This window comes from Mycolicibacterium hodleri, assembly GCF_025822245.1.
GTDB classification, from domain to species: domain Bacteria; phylum Actinomycetota; class Actinomycetes; order Mycobacteriales; family Mycobacteriaceae; genus Mycobacterium; species Mycobacterium hodleri.
Genome location: NZ_JACKTL010000053.1, coordinates 203,598 through 219,380, shown reverse-complemented (window position 1 = coordinate 219,380; position 15,783 = coordinate 203,598). Strand labels below are relative to the sequence as shown.

The 15,783-nt window shown below is 68.8% G+C and carries 16 protein-coding genes and 1 pseudogene; 6 read left to right on the top strand and 11 right to left on the bottom strand.

Features of this window, described 5'->3' with window-relative positions; translation table 11 throughout:
• Positions 1 to 5: 5 nt before the first annotated feature.
• From secF to yajC, 3 genes are all read right to left on the bottom strand, one after another.
• Positions 6 to 1,280 (bottom strand): protein translocase subunit SecF, encoded by a 1,275-nt coding sequence (secF, locus tag H7J06_RS23470; RefSeq protein ID WP_264041673.1) that lies wholly within the window; start codon positions 1,278 to 1,280, stop codon positions 6 to 8.
• A gap of 4 nt (positions 1,281 to 1,284) precedes the next feature.
• The gene (gene secD / locus H7J06_RS23465) at positions 1,285 to 3,132 is read right to left on the bottom strand and encodes a protein translocase subunit SecD (protein ID WP_264041672.1); all 1,848 of its coding nucleotides are present in this window, start codon (positions 3,130 to 3,132) and stop codon (positions 1,285 to 1,287) included.
• 69 nt (positions 3,133 to 3,201) lie between these two features.
• Positions 3,202 to 3,594: a preprotein translocase subunit YajC gene (yajC, locus tag H7J06_RS23460; protein WP_264041671.1), complete on the bottom strand. Its 393-nt coding sequence runs from the start codon at positions 3,592 to 3,594 to the stop codon at positions 3,202 to 3,204.
• 335 nt (positions 3,595 to 3,929) lie between these two features.
• Here yajC and gabT point away from each other — a divergent pair, with 335 nt between their 5' ends.
• The gene (gene gabT / locus H7J06_RS23455) at positions 3,930 to 5,270 is read left to right on the top strand and encodes a 4-aminobutyrate--2-oxoglutarate transaminase (protein ID WP_264041670.1); all 1,341 of its coding nucleotides are present in this window, start codon (positions 3,930 to 3,932) and stop codon (positions 5,268 to 5,270) included.
• 2 nt (positions 5,271 to 5,272) lie between these two features.
• Positions 5,273 to 6,706 carry an aminobutyraldehyde dehydrogenase gene (locus tag H7J06_RS23450; protein WP_264041668.1) on the top strand — a complete coding sequence of 478 codons (1,434 nt, stop codon included), beginning with the start codon at positions 5,273 to 5,275 and terminating at the stop codon, positions 6,704 to 6,706.
• A gap of 10 nt (positions 6,707 to 6,716) precedes the next feature.
• On the opposite strand, the gene H7J06_RS23445 is transcribed toward H7J06_RS23450, so the two are convergent.
• Positions 6,717 to 7,409: a hypothetical protein gene (locus tag H7J06_RS23445; RefSeq protein ID WP_264041667.1), complete on the bottom strand. Its 693-nt coding sequence runs from the start codon at positions 7,407 to 7,409 to the stop codon at positions 6,717 to 6,719.
• 407 nt (positions 7,410 to 7,816) lie between these two features.
• On the opposite strand from H7J06_RS23445, the pseudogene H7J06_RS32465 reads away from it, so the two are divergent.
• A pseudogene (locus H7J06_RS32465) lies at positions 7,817 to 8,857 on the top strand (GGDEF domain-containing protein); the annotation flags it as partial.
• Positions 8,858 to 8,889: 32 nt separating this feature from the next.
• On the opposite strand, the gene H7J06_RS23435 reads toward H7J06_RS32465, so the two are convergent.
• From H7J06_RS23435 to H7J06_RS23415, 5 genes are all read right to left on the bottom strand, one after another.
• A complete protein-coding gene (locus H7J06_RS23435; RefSeq protein WP_264041666.1) occupies positions 8,890 to 9,276 on the bottom strand; it encodes a DUF1304 domain-containing protein in 387 nt (128 codons plus the stop codon).
• 25 nt (positions 9,277 to 9,301) lie between these two features.
• Positions 9,302 to 10,369, bottom strand: a complete 1,068-nt coding sequence (gene ruvB, locus H7J06_RS23430; protein ID WP_264041665.1) for a Holliday junction branch migration DNA helicase RuvB — start codon at positions 10,367 to 10,369, stop codon at positions 9,302 to 9,304.
• Positions 10,370 to 10,372: 3 nt separating this feature from the next.
• Entirely contained in the window at positions 10,373 to 10,963 is a 591-nt protein-coding gene (ruvA, locus tag H7J06_RS23425) for a Holliday junction branch migration protein RuvA (RefSeq protein ID WP_264041664.1), read from the bottom strand.
• Positions 10,960 to 11,514 carry a crossover junction endodeoxyribonuclease RuvC gene (gene ruvC, locus H7J06_RS23420; RefSeq protein ID WP_264041663.1) on the bottom strand — a complete coding sequence of 185 codons (555 nt, stop codon included), beginning with the start codon at positions 11,512 to 11,514 and terminating at the stop codon, positions 10,960 to 10,962. Before ruvC ends, ruvA begins: the two co-directional genes overlap by 4 nt.
• Before the next feature lie 175 nt (positions 11,515 to 11,689).
• On the bottom strand, positions 11,690 to 12,310 hold the full coding sequence (locus tag H7J06_RS23415) for a TetR/AcrR family transcriptional regulator (protein WP_264041661.1): 621 nt from the start codon (positions 12,308 to 12,310) through the stop codon (positions 11,690 to 11,692).
• 67 nt (positions 12,311 to 12,377) lie between these two features.
• Here H7J06_RS23415 and H7J06_RS23410 point away from each other — a divergent pair, with 67 nt between their 5' ends.
• The 3 genes from H7J06_RS23410 to H7J06_RS23400 are packed head-to-tail and all read left to right on the top strand — an operon-like array spanning position 12,378 to position 14,320.
• A complete protein-coding gene (locus H7J06_RS23410) occupies positions 12,378 to 13,211 on the top strand; it encodes an alpha/beta fold hydrolase (protein WP_264041660.1) in 834 nt (277 codons plus the stop codon).
• Between the two features lie 9 nt (positions 13,212 to 13,220).
• Entirely contained in the window at positions 13,221 to 13,664 is a 444-nt protein-coding gene (locus H7J06_RS23405; protein WP_264041659.1) for a VOC family protein, read from the top strand.
• Positions 13,664 to 14,320, top strand: a complete 657-nt coding sequence (locus H7J06_RS23400) for an NAD(P)H-binding protein (RefSeq protein WP_264041658.1) — start codon at positions 13,664 to 13,666, stop codon at positions 14,318 to 14,320. The genes H7J06_RS23405 and H7J06_RS23400 overlap by 1 nt, the downstream gene beginning before the upstream one ends.
• A 3-nt stretch (positions 14,321 to 14,323) precedes the next feature.
• On the opposite strand, the gene H7J06_RS23395 is transcribed toward H7J06_RS23400, so the two are convergent.
• On the bottom strand, positions 14,324 to 15,079 hold the full coding sequence (locus H7J06_RS23395; RefSeq protein WP_264041657.1) for a YebC/PmpR family DNA-binding transcriptional regulator: 756 nt from the start codon (positions 15,077 to 15,079) through the stop codon (positions 14,324 to 14,326).
• A gap of 60 nt (positions 15,080 to 15,139) precedes the next feature.
• Complete coding sequence (locus tag H7J06_RS23390) at positions 15,140 to 15,763, bottom strand: TetR/AcrR family transcriptional regulator (RefSeq protein ID WP_264041656.1); 624 nt, start codon at positions 15,761 to 15,763, stop codon at positions 15,140 to 15,142.
• Between the last annotated feature and the right edge of the window lie 20 nt (positions 15,764 to 15,783).

Genomic DNA, 15,783 nt, shown 5'->3' with positions numbered 1-15,783 from the left:
GAGGCTTACCGCCTGGCGTTCCGCTTACCCGACGGCCTACCGGTGGGACGGCTCGGCTTCGCACCAGGGGCCGGCTTCTCGGGGGCGGGGGTGGCCGAGACCGACACCTTCTCGGGCTGGGCGACGGTGACCGCGTCCACGGGATCCGCGCCCGCATCCAGGGTCGAGCCCTTGCCCTTGCGCCGGTTCGTGACGCGCCGGGTGTGTGCCTTGACCAGGTCGGTGCGCTCCCTCATGGCCACCAGCAGCGGCGTGGCGAAGAAGATCGACGAGTACGTGCCCACGACGACGCCGACCAGCTGGACCAACGCAAGGTCCTGCAGGGTGCCGACACCGAGAAGCCAGACCGCGACCACGATCAGCGCGAGAATCGGCAGCACCGAGATCAAGCTGGTGTTGATCGACCGCATGAACGTCTGGTTGATCGCCAGGTTGGCCTGTTCGGCAAAGGTCCTGCGGGTGGTGTGCTCGAAACCGTGCACGTTCTCCTCGACCTTGTCGAACACGATCACCGTGTCGTAGAGCGAGAACCCGAGGATCGTCAGCAGACCGATCACCGTGGCGGGAGTGACCTCGAACCCGACCAGGGAGTACACCCCGGCCGTGACCAACAGGTCGAACACCAACGCCGCCAGCGACGCCGCCGCCATGTACCGCTCGTAGCGCACGGCGATGTACACCGCGACCAACGCCAGGAAGACCACCAGCGCGATGAGCGCCTTCTTGGTGATCTGGTCACCCCAGGTCGACGACACGTCGGAGCTGCTGACCTCGTCCTTGCTGGGTTGCCCGTTGGGCCCCTTCGGCTGGAACGCTTCGAACAACGCCGTGCGGAGCTTGTCGTTGTCCGGATTGCTCAGCTTCTCGGTGCGCACCTGAATGGTGGCGGAGGCCCCGTTGCCAACCTGCACCACGGACTCCGGCGCAGAACCCAGTGTCTTGCTGAAGACGTCCTCGACCTGCTGGGTCGTCACCTGGCCCTGCGCACCCGACGCGGGCATCGACACCTTGGTGCCGCCCTCGAAGTCGATGCCGAAGGTGAAGCCGCGCAGCACGATGCTGGCGAGGCAGATCAGGACGATCGCACCGCTGATGCCGAACCACAGCTTGCGCTTGCCGACGACGTCGAACGCGCCGGTGCCGGTGTAGAGCCGGACGAAGAAGCCGTGCTGAGGCGCGCCCGACGACGCCGAGCCCAGTTCCTCGGCAGCCGAGGCGTCGTCGAGTTCGACGGCTCCGCCCTCGTCGGTCACGTCGTTCTTGGATTCATGCTTGGCCATGTCGCTACCTCCCTCCCGCTGACGTAGCGGCGGCCCGGCGTTCGCGGGCAATCTGCTGCACCGCACCGAGGCCGTTGAATGCCGGCTTGGACAACGTCGGAGACTTCGACGCGAGGAACACCAGCGGCCAGGTCACCAGGAACACCACGACCACGTCGAGGATGGTGGTGAGGCCGAGGGTGAACGCGAAGCCCTTGACCTGTCCGACCGCCAGGACGTAGAGCACTGCGGCAGCCAGGAAGCTGACCGCGTTGCCCGACAGAATCGTCTTGCGGGCCCGGGCCCAGCCTCGAGGTACAGCCGACCGGAAGGACCGCCCCTCCCGGATCTCGTCCTTGATGCGCTCGAAGAACACCACGAACGAGTCGGCGGTGGTGCCGATGCCGATGATCAGACCGGCGATGCCGGCCAGGTCGAGCGTGTACCCGATGTACCTGCCAAGCAGCACCAGGATCGCGAACACCATGGCGCCGGAGGCAATCAGCGACAGCGCGGTCAGCAGGCCGAGCACGCGGTAATAAAGCAGCGAGTACAGCAGTACCAGCCCCAGTCCGATCGCGCCGGCGATCAGGCCGGCCCGAAGTGACGTCAAACCCAGTGTCGCCGAGACGGTTTCGGCCTCGGAGGACTCGAAGGACAGCGGCAACGAGCCGTACTTCAGCACGTTGGCGAGCTCTCGGGCGGAATCCTGGGTGAAGTTGCCGGTGATCTGGGTGCGGCCACCGGGAATCGCCTCGTTGATCTGCGGGGCGCTGACCACCTGCGAGTCGAGCGTGAACGCCGTCTGCGTGCCCACGTTGGCGGCGGTGAAGTTGGCCCAGACGTCGGAGCCCGCGCTCTTGAACTGCAGGTCGACGACGTACTCGCCGCGCTGCTGGTCAAGACCCGAGGAGGCGCTCTCGATCTGCTCGCCGCTGATGATCGACTTGTCGAGCAGGTACACCTCCTTGTGGTCCTGCGAGCAGGTCACCAGGGGGAGGTTGGGATCGTCGTTGCCCGCCAGCACGTCCTCGTCGTTGCAGCGGGTCGCCTGGAACTGCAGCGCCAGGAGCTGAATCTGCTGATCGGTGCTCTGCCGCAACGCCTTCTCGTCGGAGATCCGCTGCGCCAGGTCCGCCCCCTTGGGGTTGGGGTTGGGCTTCGCGGGACCGCCGGGTGCCGGTGCGCCCGGCGCCGGAGCCTGCCCGGGTGCGGGCGACGGCGCGGGCGTCGGTGCCGGTTCCTGGGGGAACGGCCGCGGCTGCGGCGCAGGTTCGGCCGGTGCGGGGGCGCCGGCGGGAGGGGGCGTGGCCCCCGGGCCGTCCTGGCTGGGCGGAACGATCGGGGCACCCGGCTCGGCGGGTGAGATCAGGGGCGGCATGCCCGGTGCGCCAGGCGCACCGCCGGGCGCTCCCGGCATGCCCGGTATGACGCCAGGGGCTCCCTGTGGTGCGCCGGCCGGGGCTTGACCTGCCGGCGGCGTCTGACCCGACGCGGGGATGGCGTGGATGACGGGGCGGATGTACAGCCGCGCGGTCTGTCCGAGGTTGCGTGCCTCGTTGCCGTCGTTGCCGGGGACCGTGATCACGAGGTTGTCGCCGTCGACGACCACCTCGGAGCCGGACACGCCGAGCCCGTCGACGCGGGAGCTGATGATCTCCTGCGCCTGGGCGAGGGATTCACGGGTGGGAGGGGTGCCGTCCGGGGTGCGGGCGGTCAGGGTTACGCGGGTGCCGCCCTGCAGATCGATGCCCAGTTTGGGCTTCGGTTGCTTGTCTCCGGTCAAGAACACCAGCAGATAAACACCGATGAGTAGAACCAGAAAAAGCGTCAGGTAACGGTAGGGATGCACCGGCGCCGAAGGCGATGCCACGTTCTTGGTTCTCCTCAGATCGGTACGTCAACCCGCAAAGAGTACGTGGTTGCGCTGTGTGCTCGGCCGTCAGTCTTTGGTGAGTCGGTTCGGGTCGGGGTTGACCTCGGTGCCGACGCCGGGCCGGTCGAGTTCCCGCGCCGTCGGCTCCTCGGCGGCGACGGTGTCGTCGTCCTCGTACTCGTCCGCCTCGTACTCGTCCTCGTCGACCACGGTCTTTTCCTTGACGGCGAGCTTCAGCATCGTCACCACGACGCCGGGGGCGATCTCCACGTCGACCTTGGAATCGGAGACGGCGGTGATGGTGCCGTAGAGCCCGGCCGTGGTCATGATCTCGTCGCCGACCGTCAGCGAGTCGTGCAGGTTGATGGTCGCCTGCATGGCCTTCTTCTGCTTACGGGACGCGAAGAACATGAACGCGCCCATGACGACGAGCAGCGGGACGAAGATGGCGAGATCCATGTCAACTCTGACTTTCGTATCGATTTCGGTCGTGGCTCCCCGGAACGGATGCGAACACACGGGGGCCTAGTCACCGACCAGTGTGCCATTACCGCGACCATCCGCCGACCTGCCCCGTCACGACGTGACGGAGGTTAGTACCACTAAACGCTGGTTTCGTCGCCCGTGGCGGACGACGCCACCGAAAGCGCAGTAAAAGACGTCCCCGAGGTGCGAATTCAGCCGTCGCGCCGCACCCGTACCGAGGTTTCCGTTCGCGCGGTCGAACCCGGCGACTAGGCTTCGACGAGACGTTCCGGCGTCTCCTCCCCCTCTTCCTTCACAGGAGTCATGACGTGAGCACCATCGAACAAAGCCGCCACCTCGCCACCGCGATCCCCGGCCCCAAGTCGTCGGCCCTGATTGCCCGCAAGACCGGGGCGGTCGCGCGCGGCGTCGGCAACACCATGCAGGTCTACGCCGCCCGTGCCGGTGGCGGCATCGTCGAGGACGTCGACGGCAACCGGCTGATCGACCTGGGTTCCGGCATCGCGGTCACCACCATCGGCAACGCCTCGCCCCGCGTCGTCGAGGCGGTCGCCGCGCAGGCCACGCAGTTCACCCACACCTGCTTCATGGTCACGCCCTACGAGGGCTACGTCGCGGTCTGCGAGCACCTCAACCGGTTGACGCCCATCGCCGGCGAGGCTCGGTCGGCACTGTTCAACTCCGGTTCCGAGGCCGTCGAGAACGCGGTGAAGATCGCGCGCACCTACACCGGCAAGCAGGCCGTCGTCGCGTTCGACCACGCCTACCACGGCCGGACCAACCTCACCATGGCCCTGACCGCCAAGTCGATGCCCTACAAGCACGGCTTCGGCCCGTTCGCCCCCGAGGTCTACCGGGCACCCATGTCCTACCCCTACCGCGACGCGGAGTTCGGCAAGGAACTCGCCACCGACGGGGAACTGGCCGCCAAACGCGCCATCAACGTGATCGACAAGCAGGTCGGTGCCGGCAATCTGGCCGCGGTGATCATCGAACCGGTGCAGGGCGAGGGCGGCTTCATCGTCCCCGCCGAGGGATTTCTGCCGACCCTGCTCGACTGGTGCCGCAAGAACGACGTCGTCTTCATCGCCGACGAGGTGCAGTCCGGCTTCGCCCGCACCGGTGCGATGTTCGCCTGCGAGCACGACGGCATCGAACCCGACCTCATCGTCACCGCCAAGGGCATCGCCGACGGGCTGCCGCTGGCGGCCGTGACGGGCCGCGCCGAGATCATGGACGCCCCCCACGTCGGCGGCCTCGGCGGCACCTACGGTGGCAATCCGATCGCGTGTGCCGCCGCCCTGGCGACCATCGAGACGATCGAGGCCGACGGCATGGTCGCCCGGGCCCGCGAGATCGAGACGTTCATGAAGGAGCGGCTCGGCCGGATGCAGGCCGACGACGACCGCCTCGGTGACGTCCGCGGTCGGGGCGCGATGATCGCCGTCGAACTGGTCAAGTCCGGCACCACCGAGCCCGACGCCGACCTGACCAAGGCGCTGTGCGCCGGAGCGCACGCGGCCGGGGTGATCGTATTGTCTTGTGGCACTTACGGAAACGTGCTGCGCTTCCTGCCGCCGCTGACGATCGGCGACGACCTTCTCGAGGAAGGTCTCGACGTTCTCGCCCTCGTCCTCAAGGACCTCTGACCGTGACCACGGTGAAGAACTTCATCGGCGGTGAACTGGTCGACTCGGTGAGCGGCGCGACGATGCCGTTGGTCGACCCCACCACCGGCGAGCGCTACGGCACCGCCCCGGTGTCCAACCAGGAGGACGTCGACCGCGCCTACGCCGCGGCCGCCACGGCGTTCACGGACTGGAAGCGGACCACCCCGTCGGCGCGGCAGAAGGCGCTGCTCGACTTCGCCGACGAGGTGGAGCGCGCGGCCGACAAGCTGGTGGCCGCCGAGGGACGCAACACCGGCAAGCCCCACCACGTCACCCGGGTCGAAGAGCTTCCGCCGATGGTCGACCAGATTCGCTTCTTCGCCGGTGCCGCTCGAGTTCTCGAGGGCAAGTCGGCCGGCGAATACCTGGAGAACCACACGTCGTGGATCCGCCGCGAGCCCGTCGGCGTGATCGGACAGGTCGCGCCGTGGAACTACCCGATGATGATGGCGATCTGGAAGTTCTGCCCCGCCGTCGCCGCCGGCAACACCGTCGTGATCAAACCCAGCGACACGACGCCGGTCACCACCGTCATGCTCGCCGAGTTGGCGGCCAAGCACTTTCCGCCCGGGGTGCTCAACGTCGTCACCGGTGACCGGGTCACCGGCGCGTCCGTCGTCGGGCATCGCACGCCCGCGATGGTGTCGATCACCGGATCGGTCGAAGCGGGCCGGGCGGTCGCGGTCAGCGCGGGCACGCACCTCAAGCGCACTCACCTCGAACTGGGCGGCAAGGCACCGGTCGTCGTGTTCGGCGACGCCGACGTCGCGGCGGCGGCCGAGGGCATCGCCACCGCCGGCTACTTCAACGCCGGGCAGGACTGCACGGCGGCCACCAGGGTGCTCGCCCACGCATCGGTGGTCGACGAGCTGACCGCGGCACTGGCCGAGCAGGCAGGCAAGGCGCTGACCACGTTCGGCCGGGCCGCCGACGACGAGGAGGCCTGGGTACCGCCGGTCAACAACGTCAACCAGATGGAGCGCGTGCTGGGCTTCTTCGACGACGTCCCCGACCACGCCACCGTCGCGGCTGGCGGGCATCGCCAGGGCGTCGACGGTTTCTACGTCGCGCCGACCGTCATCGGCGGCGTGCGGCAAGGCGACCGGTTGGTGCAGTCCGAGGTGTTCGGCCCCGTCATCACGGTCCAGTCGTTCGTCGACGAGGACGACGCGCTGGAGAAGGCCAACGGCGTGGAGTACGCCCTGGCCTCGTCGGTGTGGACCAGGGACGTGTCGACCGCCATCCGCATGTCCAACGCCCTCGACTTTGGCTGCGTGTGGATCAATACCCACATCCCGCTCGTCGCCGAGATGCCCCACGGTGGGTTCAAGTCGTCGGGGCACGGCAAGGATCTGTCGATGTACGGCCTGGAGGACTACACCCGCATCAAGCACGTGATGGTCTACACCGGATAGCTGCGCGTCGCTACCGATCGACCAGGGTGTCCTTCGGGCCGCGGCCCGTGAGGCGGTCCCGCCAGCCGCGCCGAGGGAGGTTCGTGCCCTCCGGGTACGTCTCTCCCGCGGGCGTCGGCCGGCTCGCGGGCAGGACCGTGGTCGGGTGCTCGCGGGCGTCGACGTGCTCGACGCGGTCGGCGGTCGCCATCCGCTGGGCGTACCCGACGTCCCGCACGCTGCGTACCGACAGCCGCCCGAGGCCCATCGCGCCGAGGAAGACGATCAGCGCGCCGAGCCCGTAGAAGTACGTCAGTTCCAACCACGCCGCCTTGGTGTCGGTCTCCGCGACCGGGCCGCCGATCTCGCCGATGGTCAGCGTGGTGGCCATCACCCGCCCGATCACGAACCATGCACCCGCGACGACACTGAGCCACCCGCCGAGCATCGCCGTCGCCCGGTTGCGGGACGTGAGCAGCAGGAAGCCACCGACGACCGCGACCGCACCCGGCAGCACCTCCAGCCAGCCTCGAGCGGCGCTCCAGGCCGAACCCACGTCCGGGTTGTAGGCGAAGTCGAACGCCGGCCCGACGAACGGCACCAACGCGCCCCACAGACCCAAGACGACCACCAACAGCCCACTGGCCGCACCACGGCTGCGCGGAATGCGCATTCTGCCGCCCCGCACTTCTTGCACTTCTTCACCCGCAACGACCCGTGACATGTCGGCCTCCTCGTTGGCGCCGGAGTACCCAATTCGTTCGCGAACCAACCCCCTGCGGACCTTGTTCTTGGCGACCCCAGCGAAGTTAGCTCTCGCCGTGACACCGGCGCATCCGCCCGCTCTGCGCGCCTTGCCGAGCGTCGGACGGAGGTCGCCAGCAACGGGTCGGCAACGCCGCAACCGTTGCCCACCACGATCGATGGGCCGCGGACCGCAGACGGTGCCACCACCCGGCACTCGATCCGGATGCCCGCGGACGGCGATCCGTCGGCGGGATCTCACCGACCTCCGGCAAACTGTCGATGGTTCTTGTACGATCCGGCTGGGGAGTTCGTCACTTGAGCTGAGATCACGCCGTGACGGCTGAGGCACACGACTGGCAAGGGCGAACACGCAAAGTGGACTGGATGGGCCGCTGGTGGCGGCAGCCCGATCACTACCAGTGGCTGTCGGCGTACCTGGCCGTCCGCAACCTCCTACGGTTCACCCGATACATGATGGCCGCCATCGTGCTCGCCCTCGGCGTGGTGCCGGTGCTCATGCTGTTCACCCCGGCCGGACCGCAGCTTCCGGCCGCCCGGATGGCGTCACTCGCGGTCGCGGCGGGTTGCGCGGTGATGGCCGTGCTGTGGGCGACGAGGTGGCCCAACCGGAACCAGTCCGCCGTCTTCGTCGTCGTCGCCAACGCCTGCCTGGCGGCCACGTGCCTGCTCGCCTTCCAGCCGGGCACCGGCATCCAGGGCGCGACCGCCTTCGCGGCACTGGCCGGCTACGTCGCCTTCTTCCACACCGCCCGGTATCTGGCACTCACCCTCGCAACCGCCGTCGGCACCGCGCTCGCGTGCGCCGCGCAGATCGCGATCGCCGGCGACACGCCGCTGGCGGCGAGCAATCTGATGATCCTCGGGGTCAGCGTGCTGGCCGTGCCGTTCTGCGTGCAGGTGTTGGTGCACACCCTTGGCATCGACGCACTCAACTCCGACATCGACCCCTTGACCGACCTGCCCAACCGGCGGGCCTTCCGGCGGTCGGTCCGCATTCTGGCCGCCGAGTCGAGTCGCGACGGCGCGGCCCATCTGTCCGTCGTGATGGTCGACCTCGACGACTTCAAGCGCATCAACGACACGGCGGGGCATGCGGCGGGCGATCAGACCCTGGTGGTGGTGGGCGGCATCCTCCAACACATCCGCCGTGGCGACTCCATCGCCGCGCGCATCGGCGGTGAGGAGTTCGTCGTCGCGGTGTCGGGCAATCGCAAGGACGCCATCGGTCTCGCCGAGCGGATCCGCCGCGAGATCGCGTCGGCGCCCATGCGGGTCACCGCCAGCATTGGCGTGGCCAGCGCATCGCTGTACCGGGTACCACCTCGCGACCTGATCACCCACGTCGACTGCCTGGTCGAATCGGCGGATCGGGCGATGTACAGGGCCAAGCGTTCCGGCGGCAACCGCGTCCACGTGGTCGGCCATCCGCAGGAGACCTACGTCGAGAAGCCGATGGCGAGCAGCACGACGGCGAGCAACGGGAACGCTCCCTGGACGACCGCGGAGCGCGCCTTGTCCGGAGCGGAGGCCAGGAGCACGGCGGCCGCGGCCAGCATCGATCCGACACCGGCGAAGAGCAGCGCGGCGCCGACGCGGGTCCCCCCGGAGATCGTGAACGCCACCCCGACCACGGTCACCACTGCCAAGAAGAGGTTGTAGAAGCCCTGGTTGAAGGCCATCAGCTTGGTGGTCTCCGCTTCCTCGGCCGACGTGCCGAACGTCGCGCGCGTCCGCGGGGCCGTCCACCGGAACGACTCCAGAATCCAGATGTAGACGTGCAGTACGGCGGCCAGCGCCGCGAAGATGACACCAGCAGTGGTCATGGTCGTTCGGTATCCCGTTCGGTCGTCAGTCGTAGAGGGCTTGCTGCCCGAGGCCCATGACGCCACTCGGCGGCGTCATGCCCAGATGCATCCAAGCCTGGCTGGTCGCGACCCTGCCACGCGGGGTGCGGGCGATCATGCCCGCGCGCACCAGAAACGGTTCACACACCTCTTCGACGGTCGTCGCCTCTTCCCCGACGGCGACGGCGAGCGTGGACACGCCCACCGGGCCACCTCCGAAGCTCCGGGTGAGCGCGCTGAGCACGGCGCGGTCGAGCCGGTCCAAGCCGAGCTCGTCGACGTCGTAGACGGCCAGTGCCGCCTTCGCGACGTCCCGGGTGATGACGCCGTCGGCGCGGACCTCGGCGTAGTCGCGAACACGGCGCAACAGGCGGTTGGCGATGCGTGGCGTACCCCGCGAGCGCCGGGCGATCTCCGCGGCGGCGTCCGCCCCGACCTCGATGCCGAGAATGCCCGCCGACCGCGTCAGCACCCGCTCGAGTTCGGCGGGTTCGTAGAAGTCCATGTGGGCGGTGAACCCGAACCGGTCGCGCAGTGGACCCGTCAGGGCGCCGGATCGGGTGGTCGCCCCGACCAGCGTGAATGGCGCGACCTCGAGGGGAATGGATGTGGCGCCCGGCCCCTTGCCGACGACGACGTCGACGCGGAAGTCCTCCATGGCGAGGTACAGCATCTCCTCGGCCGGTCGGGCGATGCGGTGGATTTCGTCGATGAAGAGGACGTCGTGCTCGACGAGGTTCGACAACATCGCGGCCAAGTCTCCGGCGCGCTCCAGCGCCGGACCGGAGGTCAACCGCAGCGACGTGCCGAGTTCGGCCGCGATGATCATGGCCAGTGACGTCTTGCCAAGACCCGGCGGCCCGGACAGCAGGATGTGGTCCGGCGTGCCGCCGCGGTTCTTGGCACCCTCGAGCACCAGCTGCAGCTGTTCACGCACGCGTGGCTGGCCGATGAACTCCTTCAGTGAGCGGGGTCGAAGGCTGGCGTCGACGTCGCCCTCCCCGACCGTCAGCGCGGCGGACACCTCGCGGTCGGTGGTGTCTTCGTGCTCGTCCTCGTCGAAGCGGCCCACGGGCTAATTCTTCCCCAGCATCGACAACGCGGCGCGCAACGCGCTCGACGTCGTGGCGTCGGAGTCCGCGGCGAGCACCTTGTCGGTGGCCTCCTCGGCTTGCTTGATCGGGAAGCCAAGTCCGACAAGGGCTTCCACGACCAGCCCGCGGATGGCGTGACCACCGACGGCAGTGGACCCACCGGCGCCGACCACCGAGCCGATCTTGTCCCGCAGCTCCAGCACCATCCGTTCGGCGCCCCGCTTGCCGATGCCGGGCACCCGGGTCAAAGCGGTGACGTCGCCGTCGGCCAGCGCCTGACGAAGGGTCTGGGCGTCGTAGACGGCCAGCGTGGCCAGCGCGATCTTCGGACCCACCCCGGAGACCGAGAGCAGGATGGTGAACAGGTCGCGCGATTCGGCGTCGGCGAACCCGTACAGCGTCATCGAGTCCTCGCGCACGATCATCGCGGTGATGAGCCTGGCCTCGGTGCCGCGTCGCAGCGTCGCCAACGTGGTCGGCGTGGTCATCACCTTGTACCCGACGCCGGCGGCTTCGATGACGGCGTGATCGAGGGCGATGTCGAGGACCTCGCCGCGCACCGAGGCGATCACGTGGCCGCCTTCAGCTTGGCCTTGTACTTGCGGCGCTGTTCGGCGGCCATCGCCTCGGCCTCGGCCATCCGCGCGATCATCGGCGCGCGCCAGCAATGACAGATGGCAAGGGCCAGCGCGTCGGCGGCGTCGGCCGGTGTCGGCTTGGCTTGCAGCGCAAGGATTCTGGTGACCATCTCGGTGACCTGCGCCTTGTCGGCGCGACCGTTGCCGGTGACGGCCGCCTTGACCTCGCTGGGAGTGTGGAAGTGCACGTCGATGTCGCGCCGAGCGGCGGCCAGGGCGATGACGCCACCCGCCTGCGCTGTGCCCATCGCCGTGTTCGCGTTGTTGTTGGCGAACACCCGCTCGATCGCGAGCACGTCGGGGTGATGGGTGTCGAGCCAGTGCTCGACGGTGTCGCTGATGGTCAGCAACCGCTTGTGCAGCGGCTGGTCGGACGGGGTCCGGACCACGTCGACGTCCAGGGCGATCACCTGGCGGCCACGCCCGCTCTCGATGACCGACAGCCCACATCGGGTCAGCCCAGGGTCGACGCCCATCACCCGCACTGCGACTCCTTGCCGACGAAGCGCTGCCGACGGTACGAACAGCTGTTCGATACCTTAACGGCTCCGTGCGCGACGACGGTCAACGACATGCCCGCAATCGCCGAGTCAACTCAGCACGCGCGCCGAACCGTCCAGCGCACGCCCTCGGCATCGCGACACCAACGCATTCGCGAATTCACGCAGAAGAGGTCGTCACCCGTGGGACGGCGGACTCCGCCGCGGCGGCCAGCGGCACCCCGACGTAGCCGCGAGCCAGGACTCGTCCGGTCGTCGTCAGCGGTTCGGTGTCGCGAAGGGTCCTGGCGACGAGGAAGGCACCCTCCAACGCCGTCACGATCGCGACGGTGACCTCGCGAGCGGCCGTCGTGCCCAGGCCCCGCGAGGCGAAGTAGGCGGTGCCGCCGTCGACCCAGTCGGTGAAGACGGCCGCGGTCGCCTCGCGGAGTTCCTCGACGGTGTCGGCCACTTCGGCCGCCACGCTGCCGACCGGGCACATGTTGGCGAAGCCGGTCTCGGCCATGTCGGTCGCCGCCTGCATGAACACCGCCTCGACGCCCTCGCCGAGGTCGTCGTGGGGCGCCATCAGCGTCGGGATCAGCAGGCCGTACGCCGCGCCGGCGGCGACGAGCGCCTCCCGCGCGATCTGCGTCTTGCCGCCCGGAAAGTGGTGATACAGCGATCCGATCGGCGCGCCGGACGCCGCGACGACGTCCTTCATGGCGACGGCGCCAAATCCCTTGACGCGCATCAACTCCGCCGTCGCGGTCAGAATCGTCTCCCTGGTCGTCCTTGCCATCGTCGCCTCCTCCAGACACACTAGAGCATGTGTTCTAGAATGTCCGTTCTAACGAGGGGTGGGGCAGTTGAAGTCGGTTGACGTCACCGCGGGCACCGTCGAGTACCGCGAGGAGGGCGATCCGGCCGGGCCACCGGTCGTGCTGCTGCACGGACTCCTGATGAACGACGCCCAGTGGGATGTGGTGCTCCCGCTACTGCCCGCCGGCCATCGCTATCTGCTGCCCCTGCTGCCGATGGGCGGACATCGCATACCGATGCGACCCGACGCCGATCTCACGATGCCCGGCATGGTCGACCTCGTCGCCGACTTCCTCGACGCGCTCGACCTGACCGACGTCGTCCTGGTGGTCACCGACTGGGGCGGACCGCTCTTCCTCACCGACGTGGGCCGCGACGATCGGGTCGGCCGGATGATCGTCTGCCCGTCGGAGGCCTTCGAGAACTTCCCGCCCGGCCTGCCCGGCAAGGTCACCTGGCTGGTGACCCGCACCCCCCTGACGGTGTCGATCGCGATGCGGATGTTGGCCGTCGGCTGGCTACGGCGGCGATACCTGGTGTTCGGCATGATGGCCAAGAAGCCGATCCCTCAGGCCCTCGTGGACCGCTGGTTCGCCCATGCGTTGCGGCACACCGCGCTGCGCCGCGATCTGATCAAGTACGCCAGGTCCCGGTTCGTGACGAGCGAGCTGGTGCGGGCCACCGAGAGCCTGGCCCGCTTCGACGGCGACGTGCTGGTCCTGTGGAGCCGCAACCCGGTGATGCCCGATCGCCATGCCCACCGGCTGACCGAGCTGACGAACGCCACCCTGCGCTACGTCGACGACGCGCACGTGTTGATCATGCTCGACCAGCCCGAGCAGACCGCCCGTGCGATCGGCGCATTCCTCGCCTCGGGATAGCTTGGAGACGTGACGGTTCTCGACTCTCCCATCCCGCGCTTTCATCTGGCCGTACCCGTCGACGACCTCGGCGCGGCCCGCACGTTCTACGGCACCGTGCTTCGACTCGAGCAGGGCCGCAGCGCGGAGTCCTGGGTCGACTGGAACCTGCACGGCCATCAGCTGGTCACCCACCTGGCTCCCAGCGGTCCGGCCCGCGCGCACAACCCGGTCGACGGCCACGACGTCCCGGTCCCCCACTTCGGGCTGCTGCTGTCGGTGGCCGAGTTTCACCGCCTCGCCGAGCGGCTGCGGGCCAACCACGTCGAGTTCGTCATCGAGCCCTATCTGCGCTTCGCGGGCCTACCCGGAGAACAGTGGACGATGTTTCTGCTCGACCCGGCGGGGAACGCGTTGGAGTTCAAGGCATTTGCCGATGATTCCCAGGTATTCGCAACGGAGGAGAACAACTGATGCGCGTCGTCATCGCAGGCGGACACGGAAAGATCGCCCTGATCCTCGAGAAGCTGCTCGCCGAGCGCGGCGACTCCGCGGTGGGTCTCATCCGCAACCCCGACCAGGCCGCCGACCTGGAGGCCGTGGGCGCGGAGGCCGTCGTCGTCGACCTGGAGAACGCGACCGTGGACGAGGCCGCCAAGCATCTCCGAGGTGCGGACGCAGTGGTCTTCGCCGCGGGTGCCGGCCCGGGCAGCGGGGTGGACAGGAAGACCACGGTCGACCGCGACGCCGCCATCCTGCTGGCCGACGCCGCCGAGGCGGCCGGGGTCGGCCGCTATGTGATGGTCTCCGCAATGGGGGCCGACGAGCCTGCTACCGGCGACGATCCGGTCTTCACCGCCTATCTCGCGGCCAAGGCGGCCGCCGACGAGGCGGTCCGCGGACGCCCGGCGCTCAACACCACCATCGTGCGGCCAGGCGGCCTGACCGACGAGCCCGCCACGGGCCGGGTGCGCATCGCGGAGTCGACCGGCCGCGGAACCGTTCCCCGCGCCGACGTGGCGGCGATGCTGGTGGCGCTGCTCGACGCCCCCGCGACGGGCGGGGTGACGTTCGAACTCGTCTCCGGCGACGCGTCGATCTCCGAAGCCGTCGCGGTGCTGACGCCCTAGCGCTCAGTCCTCGTCGAGCTGGGCGGCGACCTCGTCGGAGATGTCGACGTTGGTCCAGACGTCCTGCACGTCGTCGCTGTCCTCGAGGGCGTCGACGAGCTTGAGGACCTTGCGGGCACCCTCGACGTCGACCGGCACCGAGACCGAGGGCTGAAAGCTGGCGTCGGCCGAGTCGTATTCGATGCCGGCGTCCTGCAGGGCCGTGCGGACGGCCACCAGGTCGGTGGGCTCGGACACGATCTCGAAGGTGTCGCCGTGGTCGACGACGTCCTCCGCGCCCGCCTCGAGGACCGCCGTCAACACGTCGTCCTCGGTCAGGCCGTTCTTCTCGAGCGTCACCACGCCCTTGCGGGTGAACAGGTAGGACACCGAACCCGGGTCGGCCATGTTGCCGCCGTTGCGGGTCATCGCGATGCGCACCTCGCTGGCCGCGCGGTTCTTGTTGTCGGTGAGACATTCGATGAGTACCGCGACACCGTTGGGCCCGTAGCCCTCGTAGGTGATGGGCTGCCAGTCGGCGCCGCCCGCCTCTTCGCCGCCGCCGCGCTTGCGGGCCCGTTCGATGTTGTCGTTGGGGACCGAGGTCTTCTTCGCCTTCTGGATGGCGTCGAACAACGTCGGGTTGCCCGCCGGGTCACCACCGCCGGTCCGGGCCGCCACCTCGATGTTCTTGATCAGCCGCGCAAACTCCTTGCCGCGGCGGGCATCCTTGACAGCCTTCTGGTGCTTGGTGGTGGCCCACTTGGAATGGCCGCTCATGCAGGTACTACCTCTTCTTCTCTACTGCGAAGTTGGTGCTCTATGGCGAAGTCCGATCGATCAGTCTACGTGCTGCGACGTCGGTTCGGCCGCGAGCTCCCCCTCGACGTAGTGCTGCAGATTCGGGCCCACCGCACCGACGAGCTCGTCGTCGGTCATCGAGGCGATCGGTTCCACCCGCCACACGTAGCGCATCAGCGCCAGACCCATCATCTGCGACGAGATCAACCCGCTGCGCACCGCGCGGTCGCGGTCGTCGGCTCCGAGCCGGGACACGCCCATCAGGCTGCCCTCGACGATGCGGCGCAGCTTCTCCCTCGTGGACTGCTCGTGCGCGGCGGTCAGCAGCACCGCGCGCAGCACGGGCCCGATCTCGTCGTCGGCCCACGCGCTCAACATCAAGCGCAGCAGCGCGGCCCCGAGGTCGTCGGGCGCCGTGTTCCAGGTCGCGGCAACGGCGTCGAGCCATCGCTGCGGGGGCGTCGTCGCAGCGTCGAGCAGCCCCTCCTTGGAGCCGAAGTAGTGATAGATCAGGGCGGGGTCGACGTCGGCGGACCTGGCAACGGCCCGCAGGGTGGTGCCCGCCCACCCGTGGGTGGCGAATTCCTCGCGGGCGGCGGCCAGGATGCGCCCCGACAGCACGCCCCTCTCGTCGCGAGGACCGGGCGGGGTCTTCTTCGGCATTCGGGAAGCCTAGCAAGAGT

What these genes read in the sequence shown, in the direction of transcription:
- secF (WP_264041673.1), bottom strand. Translation starts at nt 1,280, where the DNA reads ATGGCCAAGCATGAATCCAAGAACGACGTGACCGACGAGGGCGGAGCC.
- yajC (WP_264041671.1), bottom strand. Translation starts at nt 3,594, where the DNA reads ATGGATCTCGCCATCTTCGTCCCGCTGCTCGTCGTCATGGGCGCGTTC.
- H7J06_RS23445 (WP_264041667.1), bottom strand. Translation starts at nt 7,409, where the DNA reads ATGTCACGGGTCGTTGCGGGTGAAGAAGTGCAAGAAGTGCGGGGCGGC.
- H7J06_RS23435 (WP_264041666.1), bottom strand. Translation starts at nt 9,276, where the DNA reads ATGACCACTGCTGGTGTCATCTTCGCGGCGCTGGCCGCCGTACTGCAC.
- H7J06_RS23415 (WP_264041661.1), bottom strand. Translation starts at nt 12,310, where the DNA reads ATGGCAAGGACGACCAGGGAGACGATTCTGACCGCGACGGCGGAGTTG.
- H7J06_RS23400 (WP_264041658.1), top strand. Translation starts at nt 13,664, where the DNA reads ATGCGCGTCGTCATCGCAGGCGGACACGGAAAGATCGCCCTGATCCTC.
- H7J06_RS23395 (WP_264041657.1), bottom strand. Translation starts at nt 15,079, where the DNA reads ATGAGCGGCCATTCCAAGTGGGCCACCACCAAGCACCAGAAGGCTGTC.
- H7J06_RS23390 (WP_264041656.1), bottom strand. Translation starts at nt 15,763, where the DNA reads ATGCCGAAGAAGACCCCGCCCGGTCCTCGCGACGAGAGGGGCGTGCTG.